The sequence below is a fragment of the Salinicoccus sp. Marseille-QA3875 genome, from assembly GCF_054950095.1.
In genome coordinates, this window is record NZ_CM143103.1 from 1,796,515 (window position 1) to 1,810,528 (window position 14,014).

Annotated in this window: 17 protein-coding genes and 1 riboswitch; of the genes, 16 read left to right on the forward strand and 1 reads right to left on the reverse strand. The window is 42.2% G+C overall.

Going from position 1 to position 14,014, the window contains the following annotated elements; all coding sequences use genetic code 11:
- Nucleotides 1–449: 449 nt before the first annotated feature.
- The 3 genes from ACY8DT_RS09310 to aroD all read left to right on the forward strand — a co-directional run bounded on the left by ACY8DT_RS09310 (nt 450) and on the right by aroD (nt 3,502).
- A complete protein-coding gene (locus tag ACY8DT_RS09310; RefSeq protein ID WP_462420029.1) occupies nt 450–1,772 on the forward strand; it encodes a Na+/H+ antiporter family protein in 1,323 nt (440 codons plus the stop codon).
- A gap of 106 nt (nt 1,773–1,878) precedes the next feature.
- Nucleotides 1,879–2,292 carry an organic hydroperoxide resistance protein gene (locus ACY8DT_RS09315; RefSeq protein WP_462420030.1) on the forward strand — a complete coding sequence of 138 codons (414 nt, stop codon included), beginning with the start codon at nt 1,879–1,881 and terminating at the stop codon, nt 2,290–2,292.
- A gap of 463 nt (nt 2,293–2,755) precedes the next feature.
- Nucleotides 2,756–3,502 (forward strand): type I 3-dehydroquinate dehydratase, encoded by a 747-nt coding sequence (gene aroD / locus ACY8DT_RS09320; RefSeq protein WP_462420031.1) that lies wholly within the window; start codon nt 2,756–2,758, stop codon nt 3,500–3,502.
- 50 nt (nt 3,503–3,552) lie between these two features.
- Here aroD and ACY8DT_RS09325 read toward each other — a convergent pair whose 3' ends face one another.
- A complete protein-coding gene (locus tag ACY8DT_RS09325) occupies nt 3,553–3,870 on the reverse strand; it encodes a thioredoxin family protein (RefSeq protein WP_462420032.1) in 318 nt (105 codons plus the stop codon).
- A gap of 151 nt (nt 3,871–4,021) precedes the next feature.
- On the opposite strand from ACY8DT_RS09325, the gene ACY8DT_RS09330 reads away from it, so the two are divergent.
- The 13 genes from ACY8DT_RS09330 (at nt 4,022) to sufU (ending at nt 14,008) form a co-directional block, all read left to right on the forward strand.
- Nucleotides 4,022–4,375 carry an arsenate reductase family protein gene (locus tag ACY8DT_RS09330; RefSeq protein ID WP_462420033.1) on the forward strand — a complete coding sequence of 118 codons (354 nt, stop codon included), beginning with the start codon at nt 4,022–4,024 and terminating at the stop codon, nt 4,373–4,375.
- Between the two features lie 74 nt (nt 4,376–4,449).
- Entirely contained in the window at nt 4,450–4,830 is a 381-nt protein-coding gene (gene gcvH / locus ACY8DT_RS09335) for a glycine cleavage system protein GcvH (protein ID WP_462420034.1), read from the forward strand.
- Nucleotides 4,831–4,895: 65 nt separating this feature from the next.
- A complete protein-coding gene (locus ACY8DT_RS09340; RefSeq protein WP_092987690.1) occupies nt 4,896–5,303 on the forward strand; it encodes a toprim domain-containing protein in 408 nt (135 codons plus the stop codon).
- On the forward strand, nt 5,251–5,562 hold the full coding sequence (locus ACY8DT_RS09345; protein WP_462420035.1) for a thioredoxin family protein: 312 nt from the start codon (nt 5,251–5,253) through the stop codon (nt 5,560–5,562). Before ACY8DT_RS09340 ends, ACY8DT_RS09345 begins: the two co-directional genes overlap by 53 nt.
- A gap of 45 nt (nt 5,563–5,607) precedes the next feature.
- A riboswitch (SAM riboswitch) is annotated at nt 5,608–5,708 on the forward strand.
- Nucleotides 5,709–5,786: 78 nt separating this feature from the next.
- Nucleotides 5,787–6,806 carry a methionine ABC transporter ATP-binding protein gene (locus ACY8DT_RS09350; protein WP_462420036.1) on the forward strand — a complete coding sequence of 340 codons (1,020 nt, stop codon included), beginning with the start codon at nt 5,787–5,789 and terminating at the stop codon, nt 6,804–6,806.
- On the forward strand, nt 6,806–7,498 hold the full coding sequence (locus ACY8DT_RS09355; protein WP_462420037.1) for a methionine ABC transporter permease: 693 nt from the start codon (nt 6,806–6,808) through the stop codon (nt 7,496–7,498). Before ACY8DT_RS09350 ends, ACY8DT_RS09355 begins: the two co-directional genes overlap by 1 nt.
- A gap of 45 nt (nt 7,499–7,543) precedes the next feature.
- Nucleotides 7,544–8,431, forward strand: a complete 888-nt coding sequence (locus ACY8DT_RS09360; RefSeq protein ID WP_462420038.1) for a MetQ/NlpA family ABC transporter substrate-binding protein — start codon at nt 7,544–7,546, stop codon at nt 8,429–8,431.
- Between the two features lie 147 nt (nt 8,432–8,578).
- Nucleotides 8,579–8,914 carry a DUF4870 domain-containing protein gene (locus ACY8DT_RS09365; RefSeq protein WP_462420039.1) on the forward strand — a complete coding sequence of 112 codons (336 nt, stop codon included), beginning with the start codon at nt 8,579–8,581 and terminating at the stop codon, nt 8,912–8,914.
- A gap of 144 nt (nt 8,915–9,058) precedes the next feature.
- Complete coding sequence (locus ACY8DT_RS09370; RefSeq protein WP_462420040.1) at nt 9,059–9,961, forward strand: sulfurtransferase; 903 nt, start codon at nt 9,059–9,061, stop codon at nt 9,959–9,961.
- A gap of 256 nt (nt 9,962–10,217) precedes the next feature.
- The gene (sufC, locus tag ACY8DT_RS09375) at nt 10,218–11,003 is read left to right on the forward strand and encodes a Fe-S cluster assembly ATPase SufC (protein ID WP_462420041.1); all 786 of its coding nucleotides are present in this window, start codon (nt 10,218–10,220) and stop codon (nt 11,001–11,003) included.
- A 15-nt stretch (nt 11,004–11,018) separates the two neighbouring features.
- A complete protein-coding gene (sufD, locus tag ACY8DT_RS09380; RefSeq protein WP_462420042.1) occupies nt 11,019–12,335 on the forward strand; it encodes a Fe-S cluster assembly protein SufD in 1,317 nt (438 codons plus the stop codon).
- Between the two features lie 22 nt (nt 12,336–12,357).
- The gene (locus ACY8DT_RS09385; RefSeq protein WP_462420043.1) at nt 12,358–13,581 is read left to right on the forward strand and encodes a cysteine desulfurase; all 1,224 of its coding nucleotides are present in this window, start codon (nt 12,358–12,360) and stop codon (nt 13,579–13,581) included.
- Complete coding sequence (gene sufU, locus ACY8DT_RS09390; RefSeq protein WP_462420044.1) at nt 13,571–14,008, forward strand: Fe-S cluster assembly sulfur transfer protein SufU; 438 nt, start codon at nt 13,571–13,573, stop codon at nt 14,006–14,008. Before ACY8DT_RS09385 ends, sufU begins: the two co-directional genes overlap by 11 nt.
- The last annotated feature ends 6 nt before the right edge of the window (nt 14,009–14,014 follow it).

Consider the following 14,014-nt stretch of genomic DNA (forward strand, 5'->3'; position numbering starts at 1 on the left):
TATCTTCGAAATAAGTCATGGTTATTACCTCCTTTTCATTAATCTTCTTTTATGAGATCTAGTCAGAAGAAACACTTGATGCACTTGACGCGCTGGATACACTTGAATCGCTTGAAAATGAATCATTGGAAAAATCATTTGATGCTGCTGGTTGAATGTCTTCGAAATAACTCATGAATTTTCCCTCCCTTCGTTTTGTTAGTACCATCATTCCATTTGAAAATTAAAAAATAATTATCGGAATATTAAAAACTCATTAAAAAAACCTGAGATTACTAATATTATGTAAATAAATAGTAAATAATCGATATAACATTTACTTATTTGTATAAATATGTAACTTATAAGAGATTTTCATTATTAAATTTTGTACTCTCATTCTTATTTGTCTGATAGAATAGTGATATTGTTCCATCATTTTTACATTAATGGAAGAGGAGGCATGGAAAATGGATGTATTGCTCAATCCAGTCGTTATTTCGGTTCTTGTATTAATCGTTTTGAGTCTTTTAAAGATCCATGTCATTTTCGCATTGATCCTCGCTGCAATTTCAGCAGGGCTTCTTGCGGGGCTGCCACTCGGCGAGACTGTTACAGTCCTTGTTGAAGGTATGGGCGGGCAGTCCGAGACGGCGCTGAGCTATTTATTGCTGGGGATTTTTGCTTCAATGATTGCGATGTCCGGAATCGTTAAAGTACTGCTTAATTATTTGCTGAGAGTAATAGGGAAGCGGAAGTATCTTCTTATATTCATATTTGTAGGAATCGGGGTGCTTGCTGAAACGGTTGTACCTGTACATATCGCATTTATACCGATATTGATTCCGCCGCTGTTGATGCTGTTCAACAAATTGAAAATAGACAGAAGAGCGGTTGCGAGTGCTTTGACATATGGTCTGAAAGCCCCTTATATGTTGATTCCGGTCGGCTACGGTTTAATATTCCATGGCATTCTGGCAACAGAAATGCAGGATAACGGTCTGGATATCGCTTTGTCTGATATTCCTTATGCGATGCTGATACCGGTCCTCGGCATGACGGTCGGGCTGCTTGTAGCGGTTTTCATCACTTACAGAAAACCGAAGGACTATCAGGATATTGAAACAGTCGACTCCGACAGCATGGTTTCTGAACAGCTGACGGAAACACGCCAGACAGTGAACCATGTCATTACATTATTTGCGATTGTCGCTGCATTCGTTCTGCAGCTGTCGTTCGATTCGATGATCATCGGGGCGCTCGGAGGTATTACGATCATGCTTCTGAGCCAGGTTATCAAGGTGAGCAGAAGTGACGCTGCAGTCAAAGAAGGTGTTCTCATGATGGGTGCAATTGCCTTTATCATGCTGATCGCTTCGGGTTATGCATCTGTTCTGACTGAAACAAATGCAGTGGATAATCTGATCGGCACGGTTTCAGGCTGGTTCGACGGTACACCACGTGCGGTGGCAGCAGTCGTATTACTGCTGGTCGGACTTGTGATTACAATGGGTATTGGAACTTCTTTCGGCACGATACCAATCATTGCAGCGGTTTTCGTACCACTCTGTATGTCACTCGGATTCAGTCCGATGGCAACGGCGGCGCTTATCGGAAGTGCAGCAGCACTTGGTGATGCAGGATCTCCTGCTTCCGACAGTACGCTCGGTCCGACGTCGGGCCTTGCGGCTGACGGACAGCACGACCACATCTGGGACACGTGTGTTCCGACATTTGTGCATTACAACATTCCGCTGATCATATTCGGTACGATCGCGGCAGTCATACTATAGAAGACATCGTCCAGCCGGACGGTGTTTTTTCTTACAAATAAAAGATTAATATAATTATATTGGGGTAGAGAGGGTTGTAAGCATAATATTAGGAGGTAGTAAGATAATGGCACTTAAGTATGAGGTAACAGCAACCAACACAGGCGGACGCAAAGGACACGTTCAGACAGATGATAAGGCGATCGACTCAGCGGTACTACCACCGGATCAGGACGGCGACGGCGTCAACCCGGAACAGCTTTTCGCAGCAGGCTACGCTTCATGTTTCAATGGCGCATTCGATTTGATGCTGAAACAGGGCGGCGTTAAAAACGCGGAGCCTGAAGTGGATCTGACAGTCCAGTTATTGGATGATGAAGAAAATGAAGGTCCGAAACTCGGCGTTAAGATCAATGCGAAAGTTAAAAACATGTCTCAGGAAGATGCAGAGAAATATTTAGAGCAGGCACATCAGTTCTGCCCGTATTCAAAAGCGACGCGCGGCAACATTGATGTTGAATTGAACGTTACTGCAGAGTAATATAGAAAGTTTTACAGGCACGGAACCTTTAAATGGGTTTCGTGCTTTATTTGTTTTGGAGCGTGGCTGGGGAGGCGCTTTGTGCTATAAGTTGCGGTTTGGGACTTGAGTTATAGCGTAAAGAAGGGCGAGACGCTATAACCGGGAGAATAACTGCATTCCGTGCCATTCCGAGGTAATCAGCTGAATTTTAAATTAGCTATAAATGTCAATTAAGGGAATCATTGATTTTTCATAAGCAAACCTTATGGATCATAGTAACTTTTTCAGTGAAATAAAGTGAGCATCTTAACATTAACTTAATAATTAATGGGTATACTTTAAATATAAACATCATTTGACCATTCCCCTTTGGTCAAGTCCCCTTACCCGAAATCCTTCCCCTGGGATTTTGGGTACTTTTATTTTTATGGAAGTATGTGTACAATAAAGCAAATATCAACTTGACTGACGGGGGATAGGAATGAACATAAAAAATATTGAAATATTTGAAGGGCTTCCGAAAGTGGTGGTGTCCATAAGCGGAACGTCGCTTTCTGATATACAGAAGGAAATCACAAATGTTAAAAATAATATCGATTCTCTGGATATTGTGGAAATCCGCAGTGATGCGCTTGATAATATGAGCCGCTCTGAGCATTTGAGTCTAGTGAATGAAGTGTGTTCGGAATTAACCGACCTCCCGATCATCTATACATATAGAACGTCTCATGAAGGTGGCAGCGGTTCTAAATCATACGCCGAGTATAAGGACCTTCTGATGGATGTCATCATAAAGTGTGATATCGACATCATCGATATTGAATTTGTGACCGGGGGCAAAGTGATTTCGGAAATTGTGGAGTGTGCCGGGGAACATGGCAGGACGGTTCTCTTCAGCCATCATAATTTCAAGGAAACACCGAGGCTGGAAGAAATGCAGAAGATGTTATACAACATGCATTCGGCAGGCGGTGAGATTCTGAAGCTTGCCTTTTTGCCGAATGATGCCGATGATGTGGTCAACATGCTGAAGATAGTCAAGATCGGCAAGGAGGCCATCGGTAATAAAGTCATCGGCATCTCCATGGGAGAGCTGGGTAAAGTGACGCGTCTTGCAGGCGGTGATTTCGGATCATGTCTGACATACGGCTATATCACTAACAACAGTGCACCCGGACAGGTTCATGCATCCAGAATCAAAGATGCACTTAAAGCATATGAAATTTAAAAAAATGCCTGAGGATTCCACTTCAAAGAATCGTCGGGCATTTTTATGTTCTACAGATTTTCTTTTAAAAACTGCCTGACATCTCCCGGCGTTTTTGCGTGCACTGGATGGAGGTGGGCAGTCTTCCTGCTTTTATTAAAGATAAGGAGCCCGGGGATGCCCGTAACGTCATTTTCATCTGCTGCGGCAGGTACTTCATCACGGTTCAGTTCGTACCAGTCAATATATCTGTATTCTTTCATGATCGGCTTGATGAAATGGTCCAATACACTGCAGTCCGGACACCAGTCAGCATAAAATTTTATGATGATCTTATCGTTGCTTTTAATTATCTCTTTATAATCATTATATGTTCTGATTGCATCCATCATTATCCCTCCAGTCAGTTTTTATGAATCATCTTAATATTACCACTTAAAACTTAAATATTGTAGAATGGAAATAAGGGGAAAACTTAGTATGAATACCTGTCAGAGTATCGGGTATAGACTATAAACTGACTATCTATGGAGGTACCGGATGATTACTTTTTACGAATATTCCAAGTGTACGACGTGCAGAAAAGGGAAGAGGTTTTTAGAAGAGAATGGTGTGGACTTCGAAGCGCACGATATGGTGAAAGAACCGCCGTCAAAAGAAACGCTGAAACAGATCATTGAGAAATCAAATCAGGATATCAACAAATTTTTCAATTCAAGAGGGAAGAAATATAAAGAACTCGATTTGAAAAATAAGCTGCCCGAGATGTCAGATGCTGAAAAGATCGAGATCCTGTCTTCTGATGGAATGTTGATAAAACGTCCAATGGTCGATGCAGGAGAGCGTGTCCTGCTTGGGTTTAAAGAAGCGGAGTACAAGGAAGCGCTTTTATAAGTAATAAGCTTGAGAAACTATGTGAAATATGTCATTATGTAGTTGTATAGATTAATTTGAGGAGGTTTTCTATTATGGCATTACCAAACGACTTAAAGTATTCTGAAGATCATGAATGGGTAAAAGTTGATGGAAATACAGTAACAATCGGAATTACTGATTTCGCTCAAGGTGAGCTTGGAGACATCGTTTTTGTCGAGCTTCCTGAAGAAGACGATGAAATGACTAAGGGTGAATCTTTCGGCAGCGTAGAATCAGTTAAGACTGTTTCTGAACTGTATGCTCCATTAAACGGAAAGATCGTTGAAGTGAACGAAGAGCTTGAAGACAGCCCTGAGTTAGTAAACGAATCACCATATGAAGAAGCTTGGATGGTTAAAGTTGAACTTGAAGACACATCACAATTAGATGACCTGTTAGATGCTGACGGATACAAAGCAGTTATCGAAGCATAATTTAAAAACTCTAGACATTGTCTAGAGTTTTTTTAAAATAAAATAAAACTCCAAGGGTGATGAAAATGTATCTTTCTGATAAAGTACTCATTGTTGAGGGTAAAACTGACAAACGCCGTATCGAGGAAGTGCTTGTAGAACCTGTGCAGATCATATGCACTTTTGGTACAATGGGAGTTTCAAAACTTGATGAAATTTTGGAACAGCTTGACGGCTCTGATATTTATATATTATCGGATGCCGATAAAGAAGGCCGCAAAATCCGTAAATGGTTCAAAAAACATCTCAGTGAAAGTACCCACATTTATATTGACCCTAAATTTGGAGAAGTCGGCAGATGCCCAAGAGACTACCTCGCAAACCTCCTGATGCGTCATGGTTTTTATGTCGACACGAGCTTGATTATGAAAGGTAAGTTTTATGATGAAAGAGCAGTTAGAGACACAGGATATATACAATCTTATTCATTCTGAAGAAAAATTTATTCTGTACGGTTATGCGCCGATCTGTGCAAACTGCCAGATTGCGGAACGCATGTTGAATTTGACTCAGGAAATTATAGATTTTGAATATACAGCAATTGATCTGAATTACCATGTGGATTTTATCAATGATTATAAAATAACCTCCGCACCGGCGCTGTTGATATTTGAAAACGGTGAACTGAAAGAAAGTGTCTACCGTTTTGAATCCGTCACAAATCTGATGGATATACTCAGCCGTCAGTATTGACGGAAGTCCGGACTGATGGTATTATGATTCACAATCGAATAATAACTCTTATCAAGAGTGGTGTAGGGAAGTGCCCGTTGATGCCACGGCAACCGTCTCAAAGACAAGGTGCCAAATCACTGAATCAATCGATTCAAAGATGAGAGGCTGAAGATAAAAGAAGCCTACTCATTTCATAGCAAGTGAGTAGGTTTTTAAATTTATAATAGTTTGGAAGATGATTAATGATAGATATTTTAAATGTAAATAAAAACTACAGTACGAAATCAGCTGACATCACTGCAGTGGATGATGTCAGCCTGCATATAGAAAGCGGGGAAATCTTTGGCGTCATCGGATATTCAGGTGCCGGAAAATCGACATTGATCCGTCTCTTGAACGGTCTGGAAGCCCCGTCATCCGGCGAAATCATCATCGGAGACGATACCATCAACAAATTGTCTAAAAAGGACCTCAGGCAGAAGCGGCAAAAAGTTTCGATGATCTTCCAGCATTTCAATCTGCTCTGGTCACGGACGGTCGAGGAGAACATCAGCTTTCCATTAGAGATTGCGGGAGTCGCAAAAAAGGAACGGAAAAAACGGACCGGGGAACTGATTCAACTGGTTGGTCTCACAGGACGTGAGAAAAATTACCCGAGTGAATTGTCCGGGGGTCAGAAACAGCGTGTCGGCATCGCAAGGGCACTTTCAAATGAACCGACGGTTCTGCTCTGTGATGAGGCGACAAGCGCACTCGATCCGGAAACAACGGATGAAGTGCTCGAGCTTCTGCAGAGAATCAGGAAGGAAATGAACCTGACAATAGTGCTTATCACACATGAAATGCATGTCATCAGGAAAATATGCGACAGAGCCGCTGTCATGCAGAACGGCAAGGTCGTCGAGACGGGCAGAGTGCTGCAGCTGTTCCAGAACCCGTCACACAGTGTAACTAAAAGATTCGTCAAAGATGATATCAACGATGAAGAAACAGCGCTTGCCCTCGACGAAGTGAGAGAGCTGTTCCCGGATTCCAAAATACTTAAAATCGGCTTTGTCGGCACTAAATCCAAAACACCGGTCGTCTCCAGAGTGATCAAGCAGTTCGATCTGGATATGAACATTCTGTCTGGTAACATCAAACAGACGAACAACGAATCATACGGCCACCTTTATGTTGCGATGGACATTGACGGTACGACGCTTCAAAAAGTGATCGATGAGCTTGCCAATGAGGATATTACAGTGGAGGTGGAGAAGTAATGAATGAATTTTTCCAGGCCTTCAGAGATATGTTCAGTTTTGAAAACGTCAAATGGGATGTCGTTTGGGAAGCGACAGTCGATACAATCTATATGACGGGCATCGCAACTTTCTTTACATTGATGATCGGGCTTGTTTTAGGAATCATACTCTTTCTGTCCGATAAGAGCGACAATGCGGGGAGCCAGCCGGTTTACGGCGTTACGGCTTTTCTCGTCAATCTCTTCAGGGCGATACCGTTCATCATTCTGATCATTCTGCTCATCCCGTTTACAAAAGCGATTATGGGAACCATCATGGGTGTCCAGGGTGCACTGCCGGCGCTCATTATCGGTGCATCACCGTTCTATGCACGTCTTGTTGAAATTGCACTTAAAGAAATAGATAAAGGTGTAATAGAAGCGGCCGAATCGATGGGTGCAAACACATGGACGATCATATGGAAAGTATTGATACCGGAATCACTGCCTGCACTTGTTTCAGGCATCACAGTGACGGCCATCATGCTGGTCGGCTCGACTGCAATCGCCGGCGTCATCGGCGCAGGCGGCCTCGGGAACCTTGCCTACATGGTCGGGTTTACGCGGAATCAGAGTGACGTCACTTTAGTTGCAACAATAGTAATACTGATTATTGTTTTTATCATCCAGTTCGCAGGAGACTTCCTCGCAAAAGCTGTGGATAAGAGATAATAATCATATATTATAAATAGAATACCTAGAGAGGATTGGATGTATATGAAGAAATTTTTACTGTTTTTAGCTTTATCAGTTTTTGCAGTTGTTCTGGTTGCATGCGGCAGTGGCGAAGAAGGTGCAGAAGAGAGCGCTGATACAGGTGAAGAGTCTGCTGAAACTGAGCAGGGTTCATCTGAAGAAGCGTCAGAAGAAGAGGGCGGCACATTGTCAATTGCTGCATCCCCTGCACCCCATGCTGAAATTTTAGAAGAGGCTGCAACAATTCTTGAAGAAGACGGCATTGAGCTCGACGTTAACATCGTCAACGACTATACAACACCAAACCGTCTCCTTGCTGATGAAGAAGTGGATGCAAACTTCTTCCAGCACACACCATACCTGGATGGTGAAGTTGAATCACACGGCTATGATCTGGTATCGGCAGGCAACGTACATATCGAGCCGATGGCTGTTTATTCACAGGATCATGAATCATTGGAAGATGTCCCGGACGGTTCTACAATCCTTGTATCGAACAACCCTGCTGAAGAAGGCCGTTTCCTGTCATTCTTCGTCGATGCAGGCCTGGTTGAAATCGAAGAGGGCATCGATATTGAAAATGCGACGTTCGATGATATTACCGAGAACCCGCACGACTTTGAATTCAATAATCAGACAGCACCGGAATTATTGGTTGAAATGTACAATAATAATGAAGCTCCGGTCGTCATCATCAACTCCAACTTTGCCCTTGACGGCGGATTGAACCCGGTTGATGATTCTATCGCGATTGAAGACGGGGAATCTCCTTATGCAAACCTCGTTGCGGTGCGTTCAGGCGATGAAGAGAGAGAAGATATCAATAAGCTGATGGAAGTGCTTCAAGGCGATGAAATCAAACAGTTCATCGAAGATAACTACGAAGGTGCAGTCATCCCGGCAGAATAATAGTAATAAAGACCACGATAAATCTTATAAAATTTGTCGTGGTTTTTATTTTCAGCACGAACTTTCCCCGGAATAATCAATTGTACACAAAGTATATTAATGGTAAACTTACAATAAGGCTATAAAAAGAAAGGGGGAGGGTAATAAATGACACAGAACACTCAAACAGGTTACGATTCGTCACTCGTCCTTGTATCATATATTTTAGCGATTTTTACTATGATTGTCGGCCCCTTGCTTATTTGGGCATTAAAAAAAGATGATGACCCCGAAACTGCAGAGGCGTTGAGGCATGTGGCAAACTTTGGAATATCATATACGATTTACGCGTTTATCGCATGGGTATCAACAGTAGTATTGATCGGCTTCGTTCTGGGACCGATCATTCAGGTAGCAATGATTGTATTCATCGTCATCGGTATCATTAAAACATTGAATGGTGAATCATACAGACCGCCGTTCACAATGGATATCATCAAGTGAATAAAAGACGATTGAAAGCCGGATGCTAAAAAAGTATCCGGTTTAAATTTTTCAGTATATAAAAATCATATCTTTTTCATTGAATGAGTTTGTATGATATATTTAAATCATAGTAATTAAATATGATTTAAAGAGGTGCTTCAATTGTCAGATAAAAACACTGGATTTGTTTCAACAGAATGGTTAAACGAGCATTTGGAAGATGAAAATTTAAGAATCATAGATGCTACGACATTTTTACAGATTCCTGAAGCAGGCGGCTATTATGATGTATGGAGCGGTAAGGAAGAGTATGATAAAGAACATATTCCCGGCGCAGTATTCGCAGATTTGAAAAATGACTTCTCTGATGCGGATGCATCATATAATTTTGCCGTCATCCCTCATGATGAGTTCGTAGAAAAAATAAAAGAACTTGGAATTGATGATGATTCCTTTGTAGTGATTTATGACCGTGGAGCAATGGTGGGCGTCGACTTCGAAGCTTCCGACTGGGCATCGCGCTTCGCATGGCAGCTGAAATTTGAAGGGTTCGACAATTTTGCGATACTTGAAGGCGGCTATAATAAATGGAAAAAGGAAAACCGCCCGGTGACTGATGAAGTGAGTACACCAAAAAAAGGCGGGTTGAACATACAACGCAGATCTGAACTTTATGCGGACAAAGAAGATGTATTGAATGCAATAGACGATGACGGTGTAATCATATTGGACAGTCTGCAGCCTGAAAGTTATAACGGCACTGCAGACACTTATGCACGTCCGGGCCATATTAAAGGTGCGGTCAATGTATTCTTCGGTGATCTGGCTGACCCTAAAACCGGGGAAATCTACGATGACGAAAAATTAAAACGGAAATTTGATGAAGTTGGTGCACTTGATGAAGATAAGAAAGTCATCACTTATTGCGGAAGTGCAATCGCAGCGACCTGGACGCAGTATCTGCTGAATAGACTCGGACAGGAAAATGTCTCTGTTTATGACGGTTCATTATCAGAGTGGGCAGCAGATGAAAAATTACCGATGGAGACTAAAAATTCAAAATAATCTCTCTGGTTTTATGAGTGAATTATTACAACCTGAATGATTTCTGAAATCATTTAGGTTTTTTTATTCTCAAAGAAGACGAATTCAATTCAAGCTGGGAATCATACTTTAAGATGAGGGGATTCCCTTTAATATGTTTCATTTTTAAGGTATAATAAGACAGTGTGAAACATACTCCATATCTTTGACTATAGATTAGAATTATTATAAACTAGTGGAGTATGGAAATAATATTTTCTAATTGGAGGATAAGTAAATGACTTCTGTTCTAGAAATCAAAAACTTACATGTCGAAATAGACGGTAAAGAAATTTTAAAAGGTGTCGACCTGACACTTAAGCAAGGCGAAGTTCACGCGGTGATGGGACCAAACGGTACTGGTAAATCCACTTTGGCACAAGCGATTATGGGTCACCCTCGTTACGAAGTGACAAAAGGTGAAGTAATTCTTGATGGTGAAGATGTATTGGAAATGGAAGTGGACGAACGCGCACAGGCTGGTCTTTTCCTCGGGATGCAGTATCCATCAGAAATCTCAGGCGTAACGACTTCAGATTTCCTGCGTTCAGCAATCAATGCTCAGCGTGAAGAAGGCGACGAAATCAACTTAATGCAATTCATTAAGAAATTAGATAAAAACATGGAATACCTTGAAATCGATCAGGATATGGCTACACGTTACCTGAACGAAGGATTTTCCGGCGGTGAGAAGAAGAGAAACGAAATCTTACAGCTTATGATGCTGGAACCTAAGTTCGGTATTCTGGACGAAATTGACTCAGGTCTTGATATCGATGCACTGAAAGTTGTTTCCAAAGGTATCAACAAACTGCGCGGTGAACAATTCGGTTCATTGATCATCACTCACTACCAAAGACTTCTTAACTACATCTCACCTGACCATGTACACGTTATGATGAGAGGTAGAATTGTTAAATCCGGAGGCAAAGAATTAGCTGAACGCCTGGAAGCGGAAGGTTATGACTGGATTAAAGAAGAATTAGGTATTGATGACGTAACTGTAGAATCTGACGTTAATTAAGACAGGAGGATCATAATGGCTACTGTATCTAATGATTTTATTATAAATGCGGACGAAGTCATTCAGCGTGCAACAGAGCGCGGCGAATCAGACTTTTTAATCAATAAAAAGAAAGAAGCACTGGAACTGATAGAAAACATCGACATGCCTAAACCGGACAAGACGAACATCAAAAGATGGGATTTCTTCACAATGTCCGAGCCTGTTGTTGACAGCAGTGTTTACAACAGTCTTGAAGAACTGCCTGAAACGGTGAAAGAACTTCTTGATATCGATAACACTAAAAATATTTATGTACAGCACAACAACACGCCTGCTTACCTTCAAATCGATGAGAAATTACAGGATAAAGGTGTGATCATAGAGAACATTGTCGAAGCGACACACAATCACCCTGAATTAGTTAAAAAATATTTCATGGAAGATGGTGTCAAAGTTGATGAGAATAAACTCACAGCTTTCCACACTGCGATGCTGAATGGCGGATTGTTCGTCTATGTGCCTAAAGACGTGCTTATTGAAGACCCTGTACAGATGGTCTTACTTCATGATGATGAAAAAGCATCCATCGTCAATCATGTATTGATCGTTGCCGATCAAGGTTCAGAAATGACGTATGTAGAAAACTATTTATCCAACGTGGAAAACACAAGTGAACAGATCAACATCGTTTCAGAAGTGCTTGCACTGGATAATGCTAAAATCACATACGGTGCAGTGGATGTGCTTGCAGAAGGCATGACAGGCTACATCAACCGCCGAGGTATTGTAGGCAAGGACGCACGAATCGACTGGGCACTCGGCCTGATGAACGATTCGAACGTCATCAATGACAATACGACTTACCTGATGGGCGACCGTTCGAATTCAGATATGAAGACGGTCACAGTCGGACGCGGTGAGCAGAATCAAAACGTGACGACACAGATCATCCATTACGGCCAGGATTCCAATGGGCATATTCTGAAGCATGGCGTCATGAAAGACAGAGCGACAAGCATCTTCAACGGTATCGGTTACATCAAACATGGTGCGACACGCAGTGATGCACAGCAGGAATCACGTATCCTCATGCTGAGCGAACGTGCGCGCGGAGATGCAAACCCGATCCTTCTCATTGATGAAGATGACGTTACTGCAGGCCACGCAGCTTCAGTCGGGCGTGTGGATCCACTTCAGTTGTTCTATCTGATGAGCCGCGGCATTTCCCGGGAAGAAGCTGAGAGGCTTGTCATTCACGGTTTCCTGGATCCTGTAGTAAAGGCGCTGCCAATCGAATCGGTCAAGAAGCAGCTTACAGAAATCATAGAGATGAAAGTCTTATCGAAATAAGCGTTAAAGGGGTTTTTCCCATATGGATATAAATACTATCCGCAAAGATTTTCCAATCCTTAATCAAAAAGTTCATGGTAACCCTTTGATTTACCTGGATACTTCTGCGACGAGCCAATCACCTGTCCAGGTGGTTGACGCGATGAGTGAATATTACAATGAGTACAATTCGAACGTTCACAGAGGTGTCCACACACTGGGAACTAAAGCGACGGACGGCTATGAGCAGGCACGCATGAAAGTCAGAGGCTTCATCAACGCACAGCGTTATGAAGAAATCGTCTTTACACGCGGCACAACAGCTGCAATCAACCTGGTTGCCCGAAGCTTTGGCGATGCAAACATTTCAGAAGGCGACGAAATCGTCGTCACTGAAATGGAGCACCACGCGAATATTGTACCTTGGCAGGAACTTGCAAAGCGCAAAAATGCCAAACTTGTTTTCATTCCACTTGAAGAAGATGGAACGATTAAGTTAGAAAATGTCGAAGCGGTAATGACAGACAAAACGAAAATTGTCGCAGTTACACATGTCTCCAATGTACTCGGTACGATCAATGATATTAAAAGTATCGCAGAAATCGCTCATAAGCATGATGCCTTCATCATCGTAGACGGCGCACAGTCAGTGCCGCACATGAGCGTAGATGTACAGGATCTGGACGTGGATTTCTATGCGTTCAGCGGCCATAAGATGTTGGGTCCGACAGGTATCGGCGTGCTTTACGGCAAAGCTGAATTGCTTGATAATATGGAACCTATCGAATATGGTGGAGATATGATTGACTTCGTAGATTTAAGAGAATCTACTTGGACCGATGTACCGGTTAAATTTGAAGCGGGAACACCGATGATTGCCGAGGCAATCGGATTATCCGCAGCGATTGATTATATAGATGATGTCGGTGCTGATGAGATTCTTCGCTATGAACAAGAGCTGGTTAAATATGCCTATGACAAAATGTCTGAAATCGAAGGCATAGAAATTTACGGTCCAAAAGAAGAACGTGCCGGACTGATCACATTTAATTTAGACGGTGTACATCCACATGACTTGGCAACGGCGCTGGACTCAGATGGTATCGCAGTCAGGGCAGGGCATCATTGTGCCCAGCCGCTGATGAAGTTTTTGGGCGTGTCGTCCACAGCCAGAGCGAGTTTTTATTTATACAACACTAAAGATGAAATTGACTTTTTCATCGATTCACTGAAACGTACGAAGGAGTTTTTCACACATGAATTTTAACAATTTGAACCAGCTCTATCGTACAGTCATCATGGACCATTACAAAACACCAAGAAACAAAGGTGTTATAGACGATGGTACAATGACTGTAGATATGAACAACCCGACATGTGGAGATGCGATTCGTTTAACATTAGACGTTCAGGATGAAATCGTCCAAGATGCCAAATTCGATGGTGAAGGTTGTTCCATCTCACTCGCAAGTGCTTCCATGATGACTGAAGCCATCAAAGGGAAGTCCATAAAACATGCACTTGAGATGAGTGAAGAATTCAGCAAGATGATGCTTGGCGAAGACTACGATATATCAGAAGAAGATGGGGATATAGAAGCATTGTCCGGGGTCAGCCAATTCCCTGCACGTATAAAATGTGCGACGTTAACTTGGAAAGCACTAGAAAAAGGCGTTAAAGAATCCGGACAGTAATATTTA